Source organism: Haloferax namakaokahaiae (assembly GCF_042663225.1).
GTDB classification, from domain to species: Archaea; Halobacteriota; Halobacteria; order Halobacteriales; family Haloferacaceae; genus Haloferax; species Haloferax namakaokahaiae.
Genome location: NZ_JBHTAA010000005.1, coordinates 1,482,866 through 1,503,891 on the forward strand (window position 1 = coordinate 1,482,866; position 21,026 = coordinate 1,503,891).

22 protein-coding genes are annotated in these 21,026 nt (G+C 64.0%); 8 read left to right on the forward strand and 14 right to left on the reverse strand.

Features of this window, described 5'->3' with window-relative positions:
- Nucleotides 1–85 precede the first annotated feature (85 nt).
- The 6 genes from ACFQJC_RS15480 to ACFQJC_RS15505 form a co-directional block, all read right to left on the reverse strand.
- Nucleotides 86–1,789 (reverse strand): histidine kinase N-terminal 7TM domain-containing protein, encoded by a 1,704-nt coding sequence (locus ACFQJC_RS15480; protein WP_390225043.1) that lies wholly within the window; start codon nt 1,787–1,789, stop codon nt 86–88.
- 59 nt (nt 1,790–1,848) lie between these two features.
- On the reverse strand, nt 1,849–3,210 hold the full coding sequence (locus tag ACFQJC_RS15485) for an MFS transporter (RefSeq protein ID WP_390225045.1): 1,362 nt from the start codon (nt 3,208–3,210) through the stop codon (nt 1,849–1,851).
- Between the two features lie 129 nt (nt 3,211–3,339).
- Nucleotides 3,340–3,690: a DUF8070 family membrane protein gene (locus tag ACFQJC_RS15490; protein WP_465261521.1), complete on the reverse strand. Its 351-nt coding sequence runs from the start codon at nt 3,688–3,690 to the stop codon at nt 3,340–3,342.
- A gap of 70 nt (nt 3,691–3,760) precedes the next feature.
- A complete protein-coding gene (locus ACFQJC_RS15495; protein ID WP_390225048.1) occupies nt 3,761–4,567 on the reverse strand; it encodes a phosphatase PAP2 family protein in 807 nt (268 codons plus the stop codon).
- 5 nt (nt 4,568–4,572) lie between these two features.
- Nucleotides 4,573–6,504 carry an ABC transporter substrate-binding protein gene (locus tag ACFQJC_RS15500; RefSeq protein WP_390225050.1) on the reverse strand — a complete coding sequence of 644 codons (1,932 nt, stop codon included), beginning with the start codon at nt 6,502–6,504 and terminating at the stop codon, nt 4,573–4,575.
- A gap of 109 nt (nt 6,505–6,613) precedes the next feature.
- A complete protein-coding gene (locus ACFQJC_RS15505) occupies nt 6,614–7,207 on the reverse strand; it encodes a DUF7474 family protein (protein WP_390225051.1) in 594 nt (197 codons plus the stop codon).
- Nucleotides 7,208–7,336: 129 nt separating this feature from the next.
- On the opposite strand from ACFQJC_RS15505, the gene ACFQJC_RS15510 reads away from it, so the two are divergent.
- A complete protein-coding gene (locus ACFQJC_RS15510) occupies nt 7,337–8,404 on the forward strand; it encodes a DNA primase (RefSeq protein ID WP_390225634.1) in 1,068 nt (355 codons plus the stop codon).
- 95 nt (nt 8,405–8,499) lie between these two features.
- Here the strand turns inward: ACFQJC_RS15510 and ACFQJC_RS15515 are convergent, their stop codons facing one another.
- Nucleotides 8,500–8,703 (reverse strand): DUF7472 family protein, encoded by a 204-nt coding sequence (locus tag ACFQJC_RS15515; RefSeq protein ID WP_390225053.1) that lies wholly within the window; start codon nt 8,701–8,703, stop codon nt 8,500–8,502.
- A 216-nt stretch (nt 8,704–8,919) separates the two neighbouring features.
- Between ACFQJC_RS15515 and ACFQJC_RS15520 the strand changes: the two genes are divergently transcribed.
- The gene (locus tag ACFQJC_RS15520; RefSeq protein WP_390225636.1) at nt 8,920–9,567 is read left to right on the forward strand and encodes an SWIM zinc finger family protein; all 648 of its coding nucleotides are present in this window, start codon (nt 8,920–8,922) and stop codon (nt 9,565–9,567) included.
- Between the two features lie 13 nt (nt 9,568–9,580).
- On the opposite strand, the gene hjc is transcribed toward ACFQJC_RS15520, so the two are convergent.
- Nucleotides 9,581–10,003 carry a Holliday junction resolvase Hjc gene (gene hjc, locus ACFQJC_RS15525; RefSeq protein WP_390225055.1) on the reverse strand — a complete coding sequence of 141 codons (423 nt, stop codon included), beginning with the start codon at nt 10,001–10,003 and terminating at the stop codon, nt 9,581–9,583.
- Between the two features lie 119 nt (nt 10,004–10,122).
- On the opposite strand from hjc, the gene ACFQJC_RS15530 reads away from it, so the two are divergent.
- Nucleotides 10,123–11,658 (forward strand): ATP-binding protein, encoded by a 1,536-nt coding sequence (locus ACFQJC_RS15530; RefSeq protein ID WP_390225057.1) that lies wholly within the window; start codon nt 10,123–10,125, stop codon nt 11,656–11,658.
- Nucleotides 11,659–11,698: 40 nt separating this feature from the next.
- A complete protein-coding gene (locus ACFQJC_RS15535) occupies nt 11,699–12,412 on the forward strand; it encodes a DUF8127 domain-containing protein (RefSeq protein WP_390225059.1) in 714 nt (237 codons plus the stop codon).
- 51 nt (nt 12,413–12,463) lie between these two features.
- Here the strand turns inward: ACFQJC_RS15535 and ACFQJC_RS15540 are convergent, their stop codons facing one another.
- Nucleotides 12,464–13,795: an adenosylhomocysteinase gene (locus ACFQJC_RS15540; RefSeq protein ID WP_390225062.1), complete on the reverse strand. Its 1,332-nt coding sequence runs from the start codon at nt 13,793–13,795 to the stop codon at nt 12,464–12,466.
- An 84-nt stretch (nt 13,796–13,879) separates the two neighbouring features.
- Nucleotides 13,880–15,169 carry an amidohydrolase gene (locus ACFQJC_RS15545; protein ID WP_390225064.1) on the reverse strand — a complete coding sequence of 430 codons (1,290 nt, stop codon included), beginning with the start codon at nt 15,167–15,169 and terminating at the stop codon, nt 13,880–13,882.
- Nucleotides 15,170–15,344: 175 nt separating this feature from the next.
- On the opposite strand from ACFQJC_RS15545, the gene ACFQJC_RS15550 reads away from it, so the two are divergent.
- Entirely contained in the window at nt 15,345–15,857 is a 513-nt protein-coding gene (locus ACFQJC_RS15550; RefSeq protein WP_390225065.1) for a winged helix-turn-helix transcriptional regulator, read from the forward strand.
- Between the two features lie 62 nt (nt 15,858–15,919).
- A complete protein-coding gene (gene hisG, locus ACFQJC_RS15555; RefSeq protein WP_390225067.1) occupies nt 15,920–16,765 on the forward strand; it encodes an ATP phosphoribosyltransferase in 846 nt (281 codons plus the stop codon).
- Between the two features lie 16 nt (nt 16,766–16,781).
- Here the strand turns inward: hisG and ACFQJC_RS15560 are convergent, their stop codons facing one another.
- The 3 genes from ACFQJC_RS15560 to ACFQJC_RS15570 form a co-directional block, all read right to left on the reverse strand.
- Entirely contained in the window at nt 16,782–17,162 is a 381-nt protein-coding gene (locus ACFQJC_RS15560; RefSeq protein ID WP_390225069.1) for a DUF7473 family protein, read from the reverse strand.
- Nucleotides 17,163–17,214: 52 nt separating this feature from the next.
- Nucleotides 17,215–17,784, reverse strand: a complete 570-nt coding sequence (locus tag ACFQJC_RS15565; RefSeq protein WP_390225071.1) for a TATA-box-binding protein — start codon at nt 17,782–17,784, stop codon at nt 17,215–17,217.
- Between the two features lie 83 nt (nt 17,785–17,867).
- Entirely contained in the window at nt 17,868–18,179 is a 312-nt protein-coding gene (locus ACFQJC_RS15570) for a DUF5658 family protein (protein WP_390225073.1), read from the reverse strand.
- A gap of 97 nt (nt 18,180–18,276) precedes the next feature.
- Here ACFQJC_RS15570 and ACFQJC_RS15575 point away from each other — a divergent pair, with 97 nt between their 5' ends.
- Nucleotides 18,277–19,233 (forward strand): methyltransferase domain-containing protein, encoded by a 957-nt coding sequence (locus ACFQJC_RS15575; RefSeq protein WP_390225638.1) that lies wholly within the window; start codon nt 18,277–18,279, stop codon nt 19,231–19,233.
- Nucleotides 19,234–19,361: 128 nt separating this feature from the next.
- On the opposite strand, the gene ACFQJC_RS15580 is transcribed toward ACFQJC_RS15575, so the two are convergent.
- Nucleotides 19,362–19,646: a F0F1 ATP synthase subunit C gene (locus tag ACFQJC_RS15580; protein WP_390225075.1), complete on the reverse strand. Its 285-nt coding sequence runs from the start codon at nt 19,644–19,646 to the stop codon at nt 19,362–19,364.
- Between the two features lie 224 nt (nt 19,647–19,870).
- Between ACFQJC_RS15580 and ACFQJC_RS15585 the strand changes: the two genes are divergently transcribed.
- A complete protein-coding gene (locus tag ACFQJC_RS15585; protein ID WP_390225077.1) occupies nt 19,871–20,989 on the forward strand; it encodes a hypothetical protein in 1,119 nt (372 codons plus the stop codon).
- The last annotated feature ends 37 nt before the right edge of the window (nt 20,990–21,026 follow it).

Here is a 21,026-nt window from a genome sequence, read left to right on the forward strand (position 1 = left end):
GCTACGAGAATCCCTATAAGCGCGCACTCGCGGCTTTCTCGATTGATTTCGCCCCCGAGTGATGACGCTCGGCGGAGACGCAGAACTACGTAGACTCTGTCGGCGCGCCGTCTTCGGCCGCCTCTCGGTCCGTCCAGTACGGCAGTTTGACCGTCGCCGTCGTCCCGTCGTCGATGTCGAATTCGAGGATACCACCGAGTGCATCGACCGTCCACCGAACTGCCCAGAGGCCGATGCCGCTGCCGTGTTCCAAGGGGGATTCACCGCCCGCTTCGACGACGTTTCGCTCGTACGCTGGCACACCCGGGCCGTCGTCTGCGACGTGGACCACGAGCACTCCATCGGAGGCGGCGAACTCCACTTGAACGACCGGCGAGTCGCCACCGTGTTCGAGCGCGTTCTCGACCAGTTCGCGGACCACTAATCTGGTCACCGACTCACTCCCCGAAATGGTGAGCGAGTCGGGACCGAGGACGGTCAGGTCGGTCTCGAACGCTGCTGCGACGGACTCTGCGGTCTGACGAATCACCGATGCTGCGTCGAACGTACCGGAGTGTTCGATATTAGCCATCACTCGTTCTGCACTTCTGGCCTTTTCGGCGAGCGAGAGCAGCGCGTTCGAGCGAGCGCGAATCGTCTCGACGCTGTCTCGGTCGCCTTTCGGAAGTTTTCCTTCGACGATGTCGGTGTAGCCGATGACGACGGTCATGTCGTTCCGGAGGTTGTGCCGAAGCACGCGATTGAGGACTTCGAGGCGCTGCCGACGGTGGACCCGTTCGGTCGCATCGGAAACACTCACGGTGCGTCCGAGACGGCGGCCGTGCTGGTCTGTTACCGGCGAGACCGTGACCTCGTAGGTTCGCGTCCGACGATTGACCGTCACCTCGGTCAGCTGGCGTTCTTCGCCCAGATCGATACCGGGCAGGACGGCAGTCAGCGGTTGCAGCGACACGGAACCGGCGTCGAGGTCGAGCAGTGAGCGTGCCGCTTCGTTGGTCTCGATAACTCGCTCTTCCCGGTCGAGGACGAAGATACCGACCGCAACGTCGTCGATAGCGGCGCGCCGACCCAATCGGCCGGTCGCAGGTGACAGCCCGAACAGTTCGAATCGGTAGAGGGCATATCCGAAGGTCGCTCCGGTGAGCGCGAGGGCGACGGGGGTGAAATTGACCGTCGGAAACGGCCCGATGCCGAACGTGTGGGTGACATGGGCGATGGTGGGGGCGGTCGATCCGATCGCCAGCGCCGTCGCCTGCGCTCGGTAGTGTGAGAACCGTTCGACGAGCATCTCGGCGACCAACAGCAGGCCGGTTCCGATGATGACGTAGCCGTAGACGGCGTGGAGATAGTACCAGAAGTTCGGGTCGAACTTCGCCGTTGCTGCGCCGAAGACGCGAACGATGTGGTAGTTGGACCACAGCAGTTCGGGGCTGGTAACGAGGACGACGAGCGTCAGAGCCGGAAACGAGAGGATGATAGCGTAGAGTTCGCGTGAGAGAAGTTCGCCGCGGCCGGTGTAGGCGAGAGTGAACGAGAACCACGCCGGGGCGATAATCGCCTGTGCGATGTCGATAGGAATCTGAAACAGCACTCGCTGTTGCGGGTCGAACACCGTGAGGGCGAGTGCGTACGACCCGGCCCACAATGTCGCCGCGAACAGCAAGACGGCGAGCGATTTCGACCCCGGTTCGGTCCCCTCGCGCCACGCGACGATGCCGATAGAGCACGACACGGTCGCCGCGACCAGACAGAGAACGACGAGGGGAGAGACGACGCCACCCACGAGCACACCTAGAGGTCTGAACGCGTCGTCCTAACAGTTGCGGGTGGAGAATGTTCTACTCTCTGTCACGAGATGGTGGGTCGCGGACGGCGGACGAGCGTGACGAGGATGGCGACGACGGGAACGAGCAGTATCGCGCCCGCGACGAACGGCGACCAGTAGGCGAGGACGTAGAAGACGGCCATCGAGGGGGGACCGATGGTCCGGCCGAGGCTTCCGGACCCCTGCGTGACGCCGAAGGCGTTACCCTGTTTCTCGGACGAGGCCGACGCCGAGACGAGCGTCGAGAGCGAGACGTTCAACGTCCCGTTACCGAACGAGAGGAGCGCCCCGACGAGGAGCAACGCGAGCAACTCGGGCGTGAACCACGACGGGCCGCCGAGCGCCGGCAAGAGCGACCCGAAATCGGGCGAGAACGGCAACACGGCGAGCGAAATAGCGAGACAGACCGCCCCGACCACGGCCAGCACCGATTCGGTAAAGCGCCGCGCGAGTCGCCCGACGACGACGCCCTGATTCAGCGTGCCGAGCAAGCCGATGTACGTCAGAAACAGCGCCGTCTCCGTCTCGTTGTAGCCGTAGACGTCCGCCGCGTAGGGGATGAACATGACCTGCACGCCCGAGAACGCCACCGAGACGAGGAAGAACGCCACGACCAACCCGCGGAGCGAGTCGTCCGAGAGCGCGTCTCGGAACTGCGAGACGAGCGTCGTCGTCGATTGCCCCGCAGGTCCGCGCTTTCGGTCCGGTTCGCGGAGGAAGAAGAAGGCGAAGACGAGACTCACGAGACTGAGTGATGCGGCGGTGAAACTCGGGAGTGAGAAGCGCGTCGCGGGAATGAAACTCGGAAAGATATCGCGGGCGGCCGCGACGACCGGTTCCGAGGCCATCAGTCCGCCAATCGCGGGCCCGAAGATGAACCCGAGCGAGAACGACGCGCCGAGCAACCCGAGCGAGGCCGCCCGACGCTCGACCGGCGTGATGTCGGCGATGTACGCCTGTGCCGTTGCGGTGTTGCCACCCATCGCGCCGGCGACCATCCGCGAGACGAAGAGCGTGGCGACGGCGAACACCGTGCCGACGAGGAATTCGACTTCGCCCGCGAGTCCGAAGACGGTCCACGCGACGACGCTTCCGAAGAGCGAGAGCATCAACACCGGCCGACGCCCGCGCTGGTCCGAGATGCGCCCGAGGATGGGTGCGAAGACGAACTGCATGAGCGAGTAGGAGGCCGCGAGCAAGCCGATGTACACGTCGCTGACGCCGAAACTGCGCACGTAGAAGGGGAGAATCGGAATGACGACCCCGAATCCCAAGAGGTCGATGAAGACGATGGCGACGACCACCGCCAGCGCGCGACGCGACCCGGGTGAGGCGTCGTCCGGGACCGACGCGTCGGCGGCAGTCGAAGATTCGGGAGTACTCACGATAGTTCAATCGTGCGAGAAGTTCCTAACCATTACGCTGGAGTCGGAGTCCGACCAGTGGTTCGTACGACGGTTTCTGGGCGTGGACTGCGGACTGAGATTCGAGCAACTAGCGGGCCGATGGGCCGCTCAGACGAGCGTGTCGCCCAACGTGCTCAACACGACGATGCTCCACAGAGCGACGCCGAGTCCGTAGAACAGGAGGTTGAGACGGAGCGAGGTGTCTGTACGCAGCGTCGATTTCAGACCCGAACTATCGACCATCAACTCTGCTCCCCCTTTTCCGCCTGCGTTTTCGGTCTGAGTGACACCCATCCGGTCTACGGTTCCGCCGCCGACGGCGACGAGCAGCAGTCCGGTCCCCGCTAAGATGACCATGTACATTCCCGAGCGTGTCACGAGATATACCGCACCAACCGTGAGCAGACCCAGAAGACACGTATAGAGCAACAGCGGTTTCAAGAGGGGCTTACCGTTCATGGGAATCAGCCGTGGCAACGTATCGTATCACCGACAGTATATCTCTTTGGGATAGGGGAGTCGTGAGCGGTCACTCGGTCTCACGACGCGTCACGAACCGCCGCGCGAGGACGAGACACAGCACCCCGAGTGCCACGCCCGCGACGACATCCGAGACCCAGTGGATGCCGAGATACATCGTCGCGGCGGTGATGCTGACCGCGAGAACCGCGGCGGTGACCGCCCACGCCGGATACTGCTCGCGGGTCAAGTACGCCAACCCCGCGGCGGTGACAGACAGCGAGGTGTGGAGCGAGGGGAACACGTTCGTGTTCGTGTTCACCGCGCTGGTGAGAATCTGCGACTGGGGGAAGGTGTTGTACAGCAAGGGTTGGACGAGGTCCGGAATGAGGTTTCGCGGGCCGTACGAGACGAACAGGACGTAGAGCAGAAGCCCCAGCGCGTAGTTGAGCGTGTAGGCCGCCGCCGTCGTCTGCATCGGTTTGTGGTCTTCGAGCGCGAGATAGACGATGAAGGGGAAGACGAGGAGGAAGACGTAGCCATAGATGTAGACGAAGGAAAAGTAGAGCGTGGCCGTCGGCGTCGCTACCGACTGCAAGTCGGCGACGAGCGCGCCTTCGAAGCGGTGGATGACCGGCGTGATGTTCCACCCGATGAGCCACGAGATTTCGGGGATGACGTCGCGGACGAGTTTGTTGACGACGAGGACGCCGACGAGAATCCCCAGCCACGGCGCTCGCTCGCGGAGACGACGCGTCGCGTGCCGACGCGCTTCCGCCCGTTTCGTCCCGTCGATGAACACCGCCGTGGCGAGACCGAGTAAGACGAGTTCTCCGAGGAGGACGTACCCGGCGAGGATGAGGAGCGTCGAGACCATCTGACTCACCCGTACACCAGTTTTCCGCCCTCGGTGTAGCGATAGCCGGCGTCTTTGAATCGCTGACGGGCGCGTTCGACGTTCAGTTCACCGTTCGACCCGACGAAGGGGAGTTCGGCGTCTTCGCCGTCCCATTCGAGGTCTGAAGGGACGAAGTTCGTCCCGTCGAGCGGGCTGGTCGCGGGCGTCGCGTAACCCCCGAACACCGACCCGACCAGGTGCTGTTTGTCCAGGAGACTCGCAACGGCGCGTCTGAATCGCGGGTCGCTGAGCGGGGCGGTTCGCACGTTGAACCCGAGGTGGTAGAACCCAGTCGAGGGGGTGACGTAGAAGTCCAAGTCCTCGGCGCGTCCGATGTCGCGGGCCGTCTGCGGGGCGAGTGGCGAGGCCGTCGCGTCCGCGCGGTCAAGCGTGAGTAACTCCACGCACGCGGCGCTGGAGGGGACGTAATCGAACCGCACGCGGTCGAAGGTGAACGCGTTGAGGAAGGGTTCGAAGGGCCCGTCTTCGTCCTCGCGTGCGAGGAAGTGGTCTTCGAACGGCGTGAACGAGAGGAACGTATCGACCGTCGCGTCGGCGAAGGCGAACGGGCCGCTCCCGACGGGGTTCGGGTTCCCCCAGACGAGCGCTTCGGTGACTTGCCGACCCGTGTCGATGCCGGCGACACTCGCCCGACGCGCCGTCTCCTCCCAGATATGCTCCGGGAGAAGCGGGACCGTGAGCGCGTTGACGGCGACTTCGGGACTCGCGTGGGCGAATTCGAGTTCGACCGTCTCGCCGTCGAGCGCGCGAACGCCACTGACGAGCGACGATTCGGCGCGATAGACCGGCGCGGGGACGGGCGTCGAGAACTCCCCGAGCGAGGTGTCGGCGAGGAACTCGTAGGTGAACACCACGTCCTCGGCGGTCAGCGGTTCGCCGTCGTGCCACGTCTGGCCGGACCGGAGCGTGAGCGTCACGGTCGGCATGGTCGAGTCCGCCGTCTCCCACGACCACGATTCGGCCGCCCACGGGAGGAGACTGCCATCGACGCGCTTTGCGAGCGAGTCGTAGACGAGGTCCGTCAGCGGGATGCCGCCGCGGAACTCGACCGCGAGCGGGTTGCGATTCCGCGTCGGACGGGGGTCAACGATGGTCATCCGCGCGGTGACCATGTCCGAATCAGCGGTCGGTGTGGTGGTCGCCGTCGCCTCCGGGGCGGACTCGGTATCGGTCGTCTGCGTGGTCGTCGTCGAGGCGTCTGCGGGCGGTTCGCGGTTCGTCTCCGTCGCTATCGCGTCGCTCTCGCTGATAGCTGGTGGAATCGACGGCGAGGTTGCGAGTTCGGCGGGGGTGAGTTGGAGAAAATCGGTCGTGCTCCCGGTCCACTGGGGATTCCATCCGAGGAAGCTGGTCGCGCGTGTCGCGCGAATCTCGTCCGGGAACGCGATGACGGTGAAGGGCTGGTCGCGGGCGACGCGGCGTTGGATTGCGGCGAGCGTCTGTTTTCGGTCGCGGCCGGACTGCATCGCCTGCGTTTCGAGCAACTCGTCGAGCGAGAGGTCCGAAACGCCGAACGGGTTCTGCCAGCCCGGTTCGACGGCGAACTGCGAGTGCAAGAGCAACCGAAGCACGTCCGGGTCGTCGAACGCGGGGAACGTCCCGATATAGAGGTCGAACGACTGGTTCAACAGGACGTCTCGGTAGAGTTCTTCGAGTTCCATGGGGACCAACGTCGCGTTGATACCGACCTGACGGAGGTTCTCGGTGAGGACGCGAGCGAGACGCGTCGCTGCCGGGTCCGCATCAGCGGGGAGGGTCTTGACGGACAGTGAAAGCTGTCTCGGCGTCTCGCGGTCGAGGGCAGAGCGTACGCGCCGGACACACCCGGTGGTCGCGGCGAGCCCTGCGGCGGCGAGGACCGACCGCCGAGACGGCGTGAAGATGGCGTCGGACATTGGCTCGCGGAGCGTCTCTCGTACCTACTGTCACGCGCCCAAGCGTTATCAATCACTGGCTCTCGTCGTGAAAAATAGTCGAATCTCGTGAGTGTCAGCGGAACGAGAATTAACCGTGGTAGCGGTCGATGACGCGTTTCGCCGCCGTCGCCTTCTCTTTCCACCCGTAGCCGGCCTCGTAGACGTGGCGTTTCTTCTCGACCAGTTCCTGTGGCGTGGCTTCCTCGAAACCGCCGCGGTCCCACGTTCCAGTCTCCCGGAGCCACTGAACGACGTTCTCGCGGGTTTCGGACCACGACAGGCCGACCATCTCGTACCACGCAATCATGGCGAAGACGGCGTTGTCGTGACAGCCGGGGACGCTTCCCTTCGTGTAGAGGGTGCGCATCGGTTCGCGGGTCGGCTCTGAGACCTCTTCGCGGAACTCTTCGGCGGTCAGCAGTCGGAGCACGCCCGACTTGGCTTCCGAGATGCGACCGTCGCGTTTGAGCCGCGAGAGCGCGGCGTGGTGAATCGACTCCCACTCGCCGGGGGCCTCCCGACGAAGCGTCTCTTCGTCGCACGGCCCGCCCGTCAGGACCGAGACGATATCGACGTAGGCGCGTTCGACATCGACCCACGGCACGCCCTCGAACTGGCAGTCGGCGTCGTGGAGACTCGTCGTGCTGCGACAGGTCGGACACGGGTAGTCGAAGTACGGCACACATCGTCTGATGGAGGGGTCCGTAATAGGTTGTCTGATGCGTCGCTCGAACGAGACAGTCGTCCGACTCGAACCATCGCCGAATCCGTCGTGTTTATCGGTGGGCACTCGGAAGGTGGCGGTATGCGGATGCGCCCGCTCCACGCACGATACCCGTTTTTCACCGCCGCACGAACGGCGGTCGAATCGGCAGACGTCGCGGTTGCGACACTCATCGCGGAAGACGCCCCTGCCGTCAAGCGTGGCGCAGAGCGCGTCGAGCGCGCCCTCATGGAGGGAAAGGTCGAAGCGGCCGAACCCTACTCGTGGGACACCCAAGAAGAACTGCTCTCCTACCCGATTTCGCGGATTCTCGTCTCGCTGGTCGAGACGCCCGCGGCCGTCGATAAGTACGCCCGCTCCGAGGCCGACACCGCCTACGAGCGCATGGTCGCCGACTTCGAAGCGGCCGAGAGCGAGAACGACGACTCCCGCGCGTCATTGGACGACGTCCTCACCGAGTTCGGCCTGAGCGACGCGGTTCGCGCGGACGATGCCCCTCGCGGACGTGCACCCGAATACTACTGGGTCGATGTCGGCCCGTATCTCACCTTTTCGACGCCCGACTGGGGCGACGAGTGGCGACTCGTCAACCGCGCGCTCGCCGGCGGGAGCGTTCGAATCCGCCGGGAAGAACTGTACGAACTCCTGCGCGAGGCGGTCCGACGGCGCGTCCTCGAAGGGCTTCCCTTCGCGGTTCGAGGGAGCGAAGCGGGCGACCAACTCGCCGAGGCGCTCGCCCCCCACGTCGAACGCCTCGGCAACCTCCTGAGCGAGCGCGGCGCGATAAACATCGTTCGCACGGAGTCGGTCGAACCCGAGCGGTTCCCGCCGTGCATGCAGGCGCTCCTCGACGACGTTGCGGACGGCGCGGAGTTACCGAACGAAGCGATGTTCTCGCTGGCGGCGTTCCTCGTCGGCGTCGGTCTCTCGCCCGAGGAAATCGCGGGCGTCGTCGGTGACGACCACGCCGACGCACTCCAATCGCGCGCGACGATTCTCGTGGATTCGGGCGGATCACAGTACGCGCCGCCGACGTGTGAGACGATGCAGGCCTACGACCTCTGTGTGGACCGCGACGACCACTGCGACACCATCGCCCACCCGATGACGTACTACCAGACGGCGATGCACGAAGCGGCGGCGAGCGACGACTGAGCGCGGGTTTTCGGTGGGCGAGCGGCGAAGGACACGGGTTCACCGGTCGAGCGCGGCGCTCGCCGAACGAAGAGAACGAGAGAGAAGTCGCCGCGTTAGGACGTACGCGACAGCCAGACGCCGATACCGGCCATCACGAGCACGAACGCCGTGATAGCCCCGATGAGTGCGAGACCGCCCGTCGCGGCCAGTCCACCCGTGTTGTAGACCGAGCCAATCCCGACGATAAGGGCGATGAACACCCCTACCGCGACGATGGAGACGACGATTTTTCGACGCATCTCCGCTTCAATAGCCATGCGACGACGTATCCATGGCCATTCTAAAAGGGCTTCGATGAGGCGACGCAGGACGAGGGAATTCCATCCCAAACGGAGGGTCGAGACGAGGGTTTAGGTCGCTTCGGAACGTATCTAAACTGACGGATAGACGCCTGAAAGTGGGTCTTTCGGGCGTTTTCCCGCACCAACACCATGACGCACACTGCACACACACCCGCGTCGATTCGCCGCCCGGTGCGACAGAAGACAACCCTTCCAGCCGACGGTCTGACCGGCCGCGCCCGCCGCGCGCGAACCGAACCGATGGCCGTCAGACCGCTTCGTGACGGCCGCTACGTGGTCGAAACCGACGGTGGCACCTACGTGGTCGATATCGACGCGCGAACCTGCACCTGTCCGGACAACGCGATTCGGCACGCCCGCTGCAAGCACCTCCGGCGCGTCGCCATCGAAATCACGCTCGGCGAGGTCCCTCTGCCGGGCGAAAAGAGCGCGACCTGCGCCGTCTGCGGGTCGCGGACGTTCGTTCCGATGGACTTCCACGGTCCCGCGCTCTGTGCCGACCACGAACACCGACCCGGTGACCTCGTCCGCGACCGTGAGACCGGCGGCCTGCTCGTCGTCATGCGCCGACTCCACACCAGAGCGGACGAGACGCCGACGCCGACGGGCAAACTCGTCTCCGAGTACGAGACGAACGAGGAGTACGGCGACCACGAACCCGTGTTCGAAGCCGTCTACCTCGAATCGATTCGCGCGACGGCGAACCTCGACGCGCTCGAACACCAGCGAGCCTACCGATTCCCGGCCTCTCGGCTCCGTCGTGTCGAACGCCAATTCATTCGCCAGCGAACCGCAGAACCGGCCGCCGTGTTAGCCTAGGTGAGAGTGGAGACTACAGGTCGCCCAGTCGCGTCTGGGTCGAATCGCCGACGAACGAATCGAAGGCTTCGCCCTCTGCGAGCGCCGTCTCTTTTTTCACCCGATAGTTGCCGCCGTCGGTCACGTAGAGGTCGCCGGGGTGGAAGAAGTACCAGTCCTCGCGGTCGAATCTGACCGCGATACGGGCTTTCGCGCCGAAGTTCTGCGAGAAGTAGATGAGCGCTTCGACCTCTTCGCCGCTGAGATAGATAGGCCGACCGCTGGAGGCCTTCGCTTCGATTGCGTAGAACACCTCGCCGTTGCCGGCGAGCACGTCGGGGAGTTCGCGCGTCGTCGCGCTTCCCGAGGCGGGCGCGCGCATGACGGCGAACCCGGCCTCATCGAGGAGATTGACGAGTTCGCGCTCTCGTCGGTCGCCCTTTCTGTTCGAGGACATACTCCTGAGTCTACGGTCCCCCTTCTTAAATTGGGCGACAGCGGGTTCCGTACCGCATTCTCAGAACCAAGACTGTCACCCAAAGAGTAACGACCACCCCTTGTGAATTGTTGCCACAAATGGAGGGAGTTCGGGGGAGTGACATCAAGCCGAGTGGATTCGTCGTCGCCCTGATTGGATTCGTTGCGACACGCTATACGGTCTTAGAGTCGGTAGACCCGAGTGCGACACTCGGGCAGTTCGTGCTCGGACAGGGCGTGTTTCTGACACTCGGGATGGGGCTGACGGTCTTCGGCATCGGACTGGCGGTGAGTTCCTACGACGACAACTTCGTGAACACGATTGCCATCTGGAGCATCCTCGGCACGCTCTCGATGGTCGCCGTCTTAGCCGTCACGTTCGCCGGCACCGGCGACTCGCTGATGTTGGGCCAACTCACTCGGTCGGCGCTCGTGGCGAACGTCCTCATCGGCGGTGCCATCGGCGGCGTCCTCACGGGGATTCGCGCCGCAGCGACCAACGAACACCGTCAAGAGTTGACCGCGCAGGCCGACCGACTGACCGTCCTCAATCGCATCCTCCGCCACGAGGTGCTGAACAAGGTGAACGTCATCCGCGGCTACGCCGACCTCGGGACCACCGACACCGCCGCGGACGCATCGAGTCTGCAGGTCATCCAGCGCAACGCCGACCGAATCGACGCCTCGATTTCCGAACTCCGTGCTATCGTCGGTCCCGTGGACGAGCGCCCGGTCTCGACCAACGTACACGAAGCCATCACGAACGCAGTCGAGGGCGTTCGGACTGACTATCCCGAAGCCAACGTCTCGCTCGACGTGGACGACCACACCGCTCGCGTCCTCGCCGACGCGCACCTCGATATGGCGCTCTGTCACCTCGTCGAGAACGCCATCGTCCACGCCGGGACCCAGGCACCACAAGTCGATATCGGCGTCACGACCAACGCCGGGAACGTCACCATCGACATCGCCGACGAAGGACCGGGCGTCTCCGACCGAATCGCGGCCGTCGTCGAAGACCGAAACGTACCGGAGTACGACGACCCGACGATGGGCTTCGGACTCACGCTCGTCCGACTGCTCGTCGTCGATACGTACGGCGGCAGCGTCGAAATCGACAGTTCCGATACGGGGTCCGTCGTTCGCGTCACGCTCGCCCGCCCCGGCGAGAACGGCGTCATCGACACCACGAACCAGTACGGCGTGCCGCCGTGGGTGCTCGGCGCGACGACGGTGGCGGCCATCGTCGCGGGCGTCGTCATGGGGGTCGTCTTCCACCTCCTCACCGGTTCGCTCGCCGTCATCGGCGGTCTCTACGGCGTCATGAACGGCGGCGTCGGCTGGGTGATGCACCTGTTCCACAGCGTCGTCTTCGGCGTCCTCTTCGCCGTCGCCGTGGTGCGACAGAACCCCCGCGGCGCGATTCGAAGCCCCCTCAAGATGACCGGGCTCGGTATCGGCTACGGCGTGTTCCTGTCGTTCGTCGCCGCCGGTGTCATCATGCCGCTGTGGCTCCAAGCGGTCGGCATTCCGGCGACGGTCCCGACCCTTTCGCTTCCGGGCCTGTTCGCACACATCGTCTGGGGAGGCGTCTTCGGCGGCGTCTTCGGGCTGGCGCTCGCGTGGCGTCAGTAGTGCCAGCAAACATTTGTCGGTGGGTTGATTCACCCCGTGTATGAATCGCCAGAACTGGCGCGCTTTCGTCCTCCTTCTCCTCGGCGTCACCCTGTTGGCGAACCCCCTGTATCTCTATCCCGAAGACGTCTCCTACGAGACGACCTACACCTACGAAGCATCGGCGGTGGACTACCTTCCCAACACCGCCCGCACGTTCTACCACTTCAAGTCCTGTGGGTGGAACCCCCTCCAGTCGGCAGAGTGCGCCGTCATCAACGATATGGCCCGCGGCGACTCGGTCGAACTCCGTCTCGACCCGGACCGGGGCGTCGATTCCGAGTTCTGGTCGTTCGACTACGTTCGGGCAGACGGCCGCTATTTCGAACCGAACGCCACGCTCGACGGACGCACCCTCACCCTCTCGCTCACCCCGGTGTCGGAAGCGACGGTCAAACGCGCCCTATCTGAGGACTTCGACGAGACGCCCCCGTACATCCGAGAAGCCGTCCGAAACGGCAGCAGCACCATATCCGAAGAAGACGTGTACGAGGCAGACACCCACTACGTCGAACACGACGGGACCTATTACAAAGTGAGTCCCGTCGAGAGCAAGCGCCGACCGACCGGGTGGGGCTGGAAAGACCCATCACAGGTCCAACTCGACGCGATGCGACTGGCGGCGTGGATTGGCGGTATCGCCTGTATATGGCGCGCTGGCGAGTGGACCGAACGCGGGCGACGGGCCGCCGAATCGACGAAGTCGCGTCGTTAACGTCGTAGACGCATCGCTCGTAGCGGGCGAAAACGGAAAAACTGGGCTGGCTTATGTCCCGTGCGCCCAGCTGTTCATGTACTCGGACTGCTCGTCGGTGAGCGAGTCGAACTCGATGCCTTCTGCGGCGAGTTTGATTTCGGCGACTTCGCGGTCCAGTTCGTCCGGCACGTCGTGGACGCCGGCGTCGTAGGCCTCGGCGTTCTCGACGAGTTCGCGGACGACGACTGCCTGCACGCCGAACGACTGGTCCATCACTTCGACCGGGTGGCCGAGCGAGATGGGCGCGGCGAGGTTGACGAGGCGGCCCTCGGCGAGGACGTTGAGGCGACGGCCGTCGGCCATCTCGTAGGCCTCGACGCCGTCGCGTGCTTCGTACTCCTCGACGGCGAGGTCAGACAGGTCGTCGAGGTTGATTTCGATGTCGAAGTGCCCGGCGTTGGCGAGGAGCACGCCGTCTTTCATGTGCTCGAAGTGCTCGCGGGTGATGACGTCGCGGTTGCCGGTGGTCGTGATGAACACGTCGCCGACTTTCGCCGCCTCGGCCATCGGCATGACCTCGTAGCCCTCCATGTGGGCTTCGAGCGCGCGGCGCGAATCGACTTCGGTGACGATGACGTTCGCGTTCTGGCCGGCGGCCTTCTTGGCGACGCCCTTGCCACAGTAGCCGTAGCCGCCGACGACGACGTTCTTCCCGGCGTAGGAGAGGTTCGTCGTCATGGCGATGGTCGCCAGCGACGACTCGCCGGTGCCGTGAACGTTGTCGAAGAGGCGCTTCATCGGCGTGTCGTTGACGGCGAAGACCGGATATTTGAGTTCGCCGTCTGCGTCCATCGCGCGCAGGCGGTGGACGCCCGTGGTGGTCTCTTCCGCGCCGCCGACGATGGTCTCGATGAGTTCGGGGTACTCCTCGTGGATGGTGAAGACCATGTCCATGCCGTCGTCCACGGTGATGGTCGGTTCGTGCGAGACGACGGCGTCGATGGCGGCGTAGTAGTCCTCGTCGTCCACGCCGCGGACGGCGTAGGAGGTGATGTCGTCGTTGGCGTCGAGGGCGGCCGAGACGTCGTTGTGGGTCGAAAGCGGGTTGCACCCGGTGATGGCGACTTCCGCGCCACCGAGCGCGAGGAGTTCGACCAGATTCGCCGTCTTCGCTTCGACGTGCATGGCCATCCCGATGACCTCGCCGTCGAGCGGTTGGTCGGCTTCGAACTGCTCGCGGAGTTCCTGCAGGATGGGCATGTGCTGGAGCGCCCAGTCCATCTTGCGGCGTCCCTCCTTCCGGGCGGCCTCGAGGTCACGAAATTCCATTTCGTGGCCTGCCGAGGTCCCCTCGGCAATGTCGTCGAGGTGCTCGGAGACGGGAGCGTAGTGTTCGCTCATACAGGGCGATTCGAAGAGGGGTCCGAAAACCCTACCGAAGCGGAAGCGAGACAGCACAGGATCGGGCGGCGATTCGATGGGCGGTTAGACGCGCTCGAACAGGTCGGCCGCGGCGGTGCGAGCGCGGGCTTTGACGGTCTCTTCGTCCAGCGTCAGCACCTCGCGGTCACGCATCAGGACCTGTCCGTCACACACCGTGTGGCGCACGTCAGACCCGCGGGTCGCGTAGGCGAGGTGGCTCACGAGGTTGTTGGCGGGTGTGAGGTGCGGTGCGTCGAGGTCCACGACGGCGATATCGGCGACCGCGCCTGCTTCGAGGCGGCCACCGGGGAGACCGATTGCGTCCGCCGAGCCAGCGGTCGCCATCCGAACCACGTCTGGGGCGGCCACGGCGCTCGCGTCGTCGCTGGCGAGTTTGCCGAGCATCGCGGCGTCGCGCATCTCGTCGAAGAGGTCGAGGTCGTTGTTCGAGGCCGCGCCGTCGGTGCCGAGTCCGACCGTGACGCCCGCATCGAGCATGTCCTGAATCGGGGCCATCCCGGAGGCGAGTTTCATGTTCGAGGCGGGGCAGTGGACGACGCCGGTTCCCGCCTCGGCGAGCAACTCGATTTCCTCGCCGTCGGTGTGGACGCCGTGGGCGACGAAGTCCGACTCGGTGAGCATGCCCACCGATTTCGCGTAGGCGAGCGGGCGCTCGTCGCGTTCTTCGACGATTGGCTCGACTTCGTCGGTCGTCTCGTTGGCGTGGTAGTGGACCGGAATACCGTCGTCGTGCGCCTCGGCGGCGAGTTCGTGCAAGTACTCCTCGCCGACCGTGGTCAGCGAATGGGGCATGACCGCCGTTCGGATACGGCCGTCTGCGGCACCGTCGAACTCGCGAGCGATATCGAGCGACTCGTCGGCGTCGGCCCACGCGGCCTCGTCGTCTTTGCCGATGGTGACGACGCCGTGACCGATGCGGGCGCGGACGCCCGATTCTTCGACCGCCGCGGCGACTTCGGGGACTTCGAAGTACATGTCCGCGAACGCGGTGGTGCCGGATTTAATCATCTCCAGAATGCCGAGTTCGGTTCCGGCACGCACGTCTTCGGGTGTGAGCGCGGCTTCCGCCGGCCAGATGTCTTCTTGGAGCCACGCCCCGAGCGGTTTGTCGTCGGCGTAGCCGCGGAGGAGGGTCATGGCGGCGTGGCAGTGGGCGTTGACCAGACCGGGCATGACGAGACAGCCCTCGGCGTCGAGCGTCTCGGTGGCGTCGGCGTCGAGCGTGCCGGTTTCGAGAATCGTCCCCTCGTCTCGGTCCACGAGCACGTCGGCCGATTCGACCGTCATATCGGGGCGGAGCACCTGCCCGCCCGCGATGTGGAGCGTGTTCATACAGGGCGTTCCGTGGCGGTCGTCCTGAATCCACCGTCTCCGGTCGGCACCGCTTCGATACGCACGCAGTCACTCGATTCTCGGATGTTGGGAACGAGCACCCCCTCTTACCTCCGGTCGTTCGCTAGTGTCGTTCATTGGACTCGCTCGACACGCGCAGCGGGCCATTCGCACCATGACCGAGACACGCACCCTCGTCGCCGAGTACGTCACGCACAACCCGGGCGTCCACTTCAACGAACTCGTCCGTTCGCTCGACCTCGCACCGGGCCAAGTCCAGCACCACATCCGTCGGTTGATTGCCGACGACGCCATCCAACGCCGGGAGTTCTACGGTCGAACGCACTACTTCGCGCCGGGATTCGACGCGTGGGAACGCGGCGTCCTCGCGCTCGTCCGCCGCGACACCGCCCGCGCGATTCTCGGCCACGTACTCGAACACGGCGAGGCTCGCCCCGGCGACGTGGCAGACGAAATCGGCGTCGCGCGGAGCACGCTCGAATGGCACCTCGACCACCTCGTCGAACGGGATATCGTCCACAAGCGGCGCGACCTCCACAACCACGTCACGCTCGAACTCACCCACCCCGAGCGGACCGCACACCTCCTCGAATCCGTCTCGCCCTCGCTTCCCGACCCCTTCGTCGCGCAGTTCGACCGTCGGGTGAGCGCGGTTATCGAAGGCTAGTCGGCTCCTGTTCTTTCTGTCTGTGGCGAAAGCCAGTTAGCCCCTGAGTGTGAGACTCCGATATGCGAATTGCCGTGCCCAACAAGGGCCGCCTCCACGAGCCGACGATTCAACTCCTCGAACGCGCCGGGTTGCACCTCGACAACGGAGCCGAGCGGAAGCTCTACGCCGGTACCGTAGACCCCGACGTGACCGTCCTCTTCGCCCGCGCCGCCGACATCCCCGAGTACATCCGCGACGGCGCGGCCGAAATCGGCATCACGGGACTGGACCAGGTGAGCGAATCGGGCCACGAACTCGCCGACCTGCTCGACCTCGAATACGGGAAGTGCCGACTCGTCCTCGCCGCGCCCGAGGACGGCGATATCGAGTCGCCCGAAGACGTAGAAGGAAAAGTCGTCGCCACCGAGTTCCCGCACATCGCGCGAACGTACTTCGAGGAGGCGGGCATCGACGCCGAAGTCGTCGAGGTCACGGGCGCGACGGAGTTGACCCCGCACGTCGAGATGGCCGACGCCATCATCGACATCACCTCGACGGGGACGACGCTTCGCGTGAACCGCCTCGGCATCGTAGACGAAGTGCTCTCGTCGTCGGTTCGGCTCTTCGCCCATCCCGACGTCGTGGACGACCCGAAAGTCGAGCAACTCGTCATGGCGCTCGAATCCGTGCTTACTGCCGAGGGCAAGCGCTATCTGATGATGAACGCCCCGCGTGAGCGCCTCGACGAAGTACGCGAAGTCATCCCCGGACTCGGCGGGCCGACGGTGATGGACGTGGCCGGAAACGACACCGTCGCGGTCCACGCCGTCGTCAACGAGCGCGACGTGTTCGAAGTGGTGAGCGAGTTGAAGAACGTCGGCGCGAGCGGGATTCTCGTGACCGAAATCGAGCGCCTCGTCGAATAGAATCGACTCGTTTCGGTCACACCGGCGCGCTCGACAGGATGACGAGCAGGCCGAAGAGCACGACGCCGACGATGACCGAGACGACGAAGTGGATGAAGACGACGTAGGCGGTCAAGCGGTCAGACTGGCCGTACAAGAACCGCGCGAGGAGAAAATCGAGCGCGAGTGCGATACCGAGTGCGAGAAACGAGTTGAAGCCGAACGTCGTCGAGACGACGGCGACGGCCGCGATTGCCGGGCCGATTGCGAACGCTTTCTTCACCTCGACGTCGCCGAGGACGTTTCTGGCGGCGACGTGAGCGGTTACGGAGAGAAACAGGGCAAACAACGCGAAGGTCCCCGCGACGGCGAGCACCGTCGCGTTCGAAGCGGCCGTCTGCAAAGCGAGGGCGTCCATATCGGCCCGTGGGACGCGGATGACTTAGGTGCAGGCGATTTCGACGGGCGAGTTAGAAGCTCCCGCCGAGGAGACCGAGTTCCGAGAGGCGTTCGGAGATGACATCGACGGCCTCTTCGGCGTCTGTCGGCTGTTTGCCGCCCGTGATGACGAGTTTTCCCGACCCGAAGAGGAGCGCGACGACGCTGGGGTCGTCGAGGCGATAGACGAGTCCGGGGAACTGCTCGGGTTCGTACTCGATGTTTTCGAGTCCGAGTCCGATGGCGATCGCGTTGAGGTTGAGGCTCTCGCCGAGGTCCGCGCTCGTCACGATGTTCTGGACGGTGATTTCGGGGTCGTCATCGACGGGAATCTGGAGTTCGCGGAGTTTGTCGAAGACGATACCGAGACTCTCGTGAACGTCGTCTGTGGACTTCGCGCCCGTACAGACGATTTTGCCGGAACGGAAGATGAGGGCTGCAGATTTAGGTTCTTGCGTACGGTAGACGAGACCCGGGAACTGTTCGGGGTCGTAATCGGCGCCTTCGAGGTCCATTGCCACACTCTGTAAATCGAGTTCTTGGCCGATTCCCGTGGAGGCGACGACGTTTTCGATGTTGATTGTGTCCTTCGGGTCGGTCATACGACGGTTTAAGTCACGTATGTGCGCTTTAAAAAGATTGGTGCGAAAACCTGACAGGTCGGGAGTCGTGAACGTCGGCCAACTCAGCGACGGCGGCGAATGACTTGGACGTTCTTGCCTGTGACAGCGATGCCGAGAAGTGTGAGTGCGAGCGGAACGAAGATTCGGACGAACGCCGGTCTGAACAGCCAGTAGACGCCGAAGAACAGACCGACCGAGACGAGTTTCAACACGGCGAACGACGCTGGTCCGGGGTCGCCGCCGGAGAGCAGTCGCACGATTGGGTTGCCTTCTTGGACGCCGGCCATCTTGACGCCGATGACTGTGGTCACGTAATCACCAAGCCCGTAGGTGAGCACCGCCGCGCCCCAGAGCATCGCGTCGAGTGAAACCATGCAGGAGGATACCAAGCGGGTATCATAACTCTCACTGTCGGCCAGTGGGGACCGATACCCTCATTTTCGCCGCCCGTTAGGTCCGAGCGTGTACGGATTGGAACTCGCCGGCGAGGAAGACGACTTCGCCGCCCGCGAAGCCGAGTCGGCCGCCACGGGTGTCGATATCGTCGCCCCCGGACTGGCGACCGCTCGGGGTGTCGAAACCGACCGCGCGAGAACCTTGGCTTACACCCGCAGAGTAGTCGAACTCGTCGGGCACTGCGACCCCGATATCGACGCCGCCAGAGCGCTCGTCGAGGCCGCGGCCATCGACCGCGAGGGAACCGTCGCCGTCCGCGCCCGCGACGTGCGCCGACTGACGGGGGTGAGCACCAGCGACGCCGAGATTTCCATCGGGAGCGCGCTGGTCGAACGCGGATTCGACGTGGACCTCGACTCACCGGACCACGAGTTGCGAGTGTACTTCTCCGAAGACAAATGCCTCGTCGGTTGGACCGTCGTCGAGAGCGTTCGTGACTTCGGCGACCGAAAACCCACGGACAGACCCTTCTTCCAACCCGGAAGTATGGCACCGCTCGACGCCCGCGCCTTCGTCAACATCGCGGGTGCAAAACCCGGTGCTCGGATTCTGGACCCGATGTGCGGGACCGGTGGCGTGCTGTTAGAGGCCGGACTCGCCGGTGCCGACGTGGTCGGCGTCGATGCACAGGAGAAGATGGCCCGCGGTGCGAAGGTGAACCTGGACCACTACGTCGGCTCCGGCGAGGTCGTTCGCGGCGATGCGACGGCGCTTCCGTTTTCGGACGATTCCATCGACGGCGTCGTGTTCGACGCACCCTACGGTCGCCAGTCGAAGATTGCCAGACACACGCTGGAGGAGTTGGTTCGGGGGGCGCTCTCGGAAGTCGCCCGTGTGTCGCATCGGTGTGTGATGGTCGCCGACCGGTCGTGGGTCGAGGTGGCCGAAGCGGTTGGATGGGAGGTCGAACAGGTGTTCGAGCGGCGGGTCCATCGCTCGCTGGTTCGGTACGTGCACCTGTTGAATCGGTGAGTTCTGTCGAATCGGAGAGAGACGACCCGTCAGGGGGCACACGGCGGGGAGTCGTGCTTGCCGTGTCGGGCGGCCCAAAAATGTCGTCGTCGGGAGTTGACTCGTCGGTACCGGCGGTCGGAGTGCGGTCAGGCGAGGAAGATTGCGACCAGTGCGAGAATCACCAACGTCTCTGGAAGGACGGTGAGGATGAGTCCGCGCACGAAGAGGTCTTCATTTTCCGCCATCGCGCCAACGGCGGCCGAACCGATTCCGCGCTCTGCGATGCCAGCACCGTACGCTGCGATTCCGACGGCGAGTGCCGCCATCCCACCGGCCAAGAACTCGGCCGATTCTGGCGGGAGCGTTGGCGCATCCGATTGGAGGGTCGTTGCCACGACAGGCCAGAACGCACTGTGAGCTAGTTCGCTCATTGCTCAATCGATTGTTGGGTTCATTTTTGAATAAATCTTCTTGCTTTCAGAAAGAAAACACTATTACGAGTCGTGGACGTAGTTCTATGGGTCGATTTTCCGACCATCAGAGAGCGTTTTTTCGGGCGGTTCAGAGACTCGAAGCAGGGTTACCAGAACGGCCGACGCGAACTCGAAACTGAAGCCATCAGTAATTCATTATTTATCCCAGTAATTATCAACGTATGAACAGACGGACGTATCTTGCAACAGCAGGGGGAGTGTTGTTGGCGGGTTGTACCTCGTCTGAAGGGAACCCGGACGATACGACGACGACGGCGAACCCAACGACCGAGACGACGACGCAGACACCAGAGCAGACGACAGAGACGACCGAATCGCCGACACCGACTCCCGAAGAGACCGAAACGGAGACACAGACGGAGACGACGGAGACGCCCGACGAGGCGGACCAGATACTGAATCGAATCGCAACCACACTCGACAAAGTCGTCGTCCAGTACGCCGCGGCCGCGGGGCAGAATCAGAGTTTCCTCGACCTCAATTCGACGAGCGGGTTCTCGTTCGACGAGAACTCGGAGTATCTCTACGCCGCTCGGAAGCGTTTCAACACCCTCGATGGAGACCTGAGCGACGAGCAGAAACAGCGCAGGTCACGACTCCGGGGGGCGTACTGGTTTCTCTGGTGGACCGGAAAGACGTACGAGCAACTCGCAGAGGCCAACTACCGGTCGAAGAACGCGGTTTCGAGGTTGTACAGCGGCGAGTACCACCAGATAGAGTCGAGAGCCGACGCCATCGTAACGGCCACCGAAAACGCGGCAGCGCCGTTCTCGTCGCTGAAGAAGGACTCCGATGCCGAGAGTCTCGACGCGATAAGCGAACTCACGCCGGAGGACTACGAGACCACCGTCTCACAAATCGAGACCGAAATCAGTCGGTTCGGAACGTTCGCGGACCAGATACTGCTGTTGAGCGCATCCATGCAGCGACTGCACGAAGGGTTCGAAGAGTATCTCGGCGAGCGGTACGACGACGCCTCCGGGACGTTCTACACCCTCTTTCGGGACTTCGAGGAGTTGAACGAGGAGTTCACGACGGTAGACCCGACGGAGGCGCTCGAACGGGCATACGAGGAGTTCGCGTGTATAACTGGGGCGCTCTCGGAGGGCTGTCTCCTCCTCGACGAGGCAGCGACCGCAGGCGGCAACGAAATCGCCGAGAAGCAACAGGCGGCGGAGTCGGACGCGAGAGAGGAGTTCAACTCGTGTGACATTGTGTCGGAGGAAATCGGCTCGGTAGCCGAGTTCTTCGACGCCCTTCCGGAAGAGCGGTCGTACTGACGCAGGTTCTCTCCTCCTCGTCGAGTTCGAGAGACTC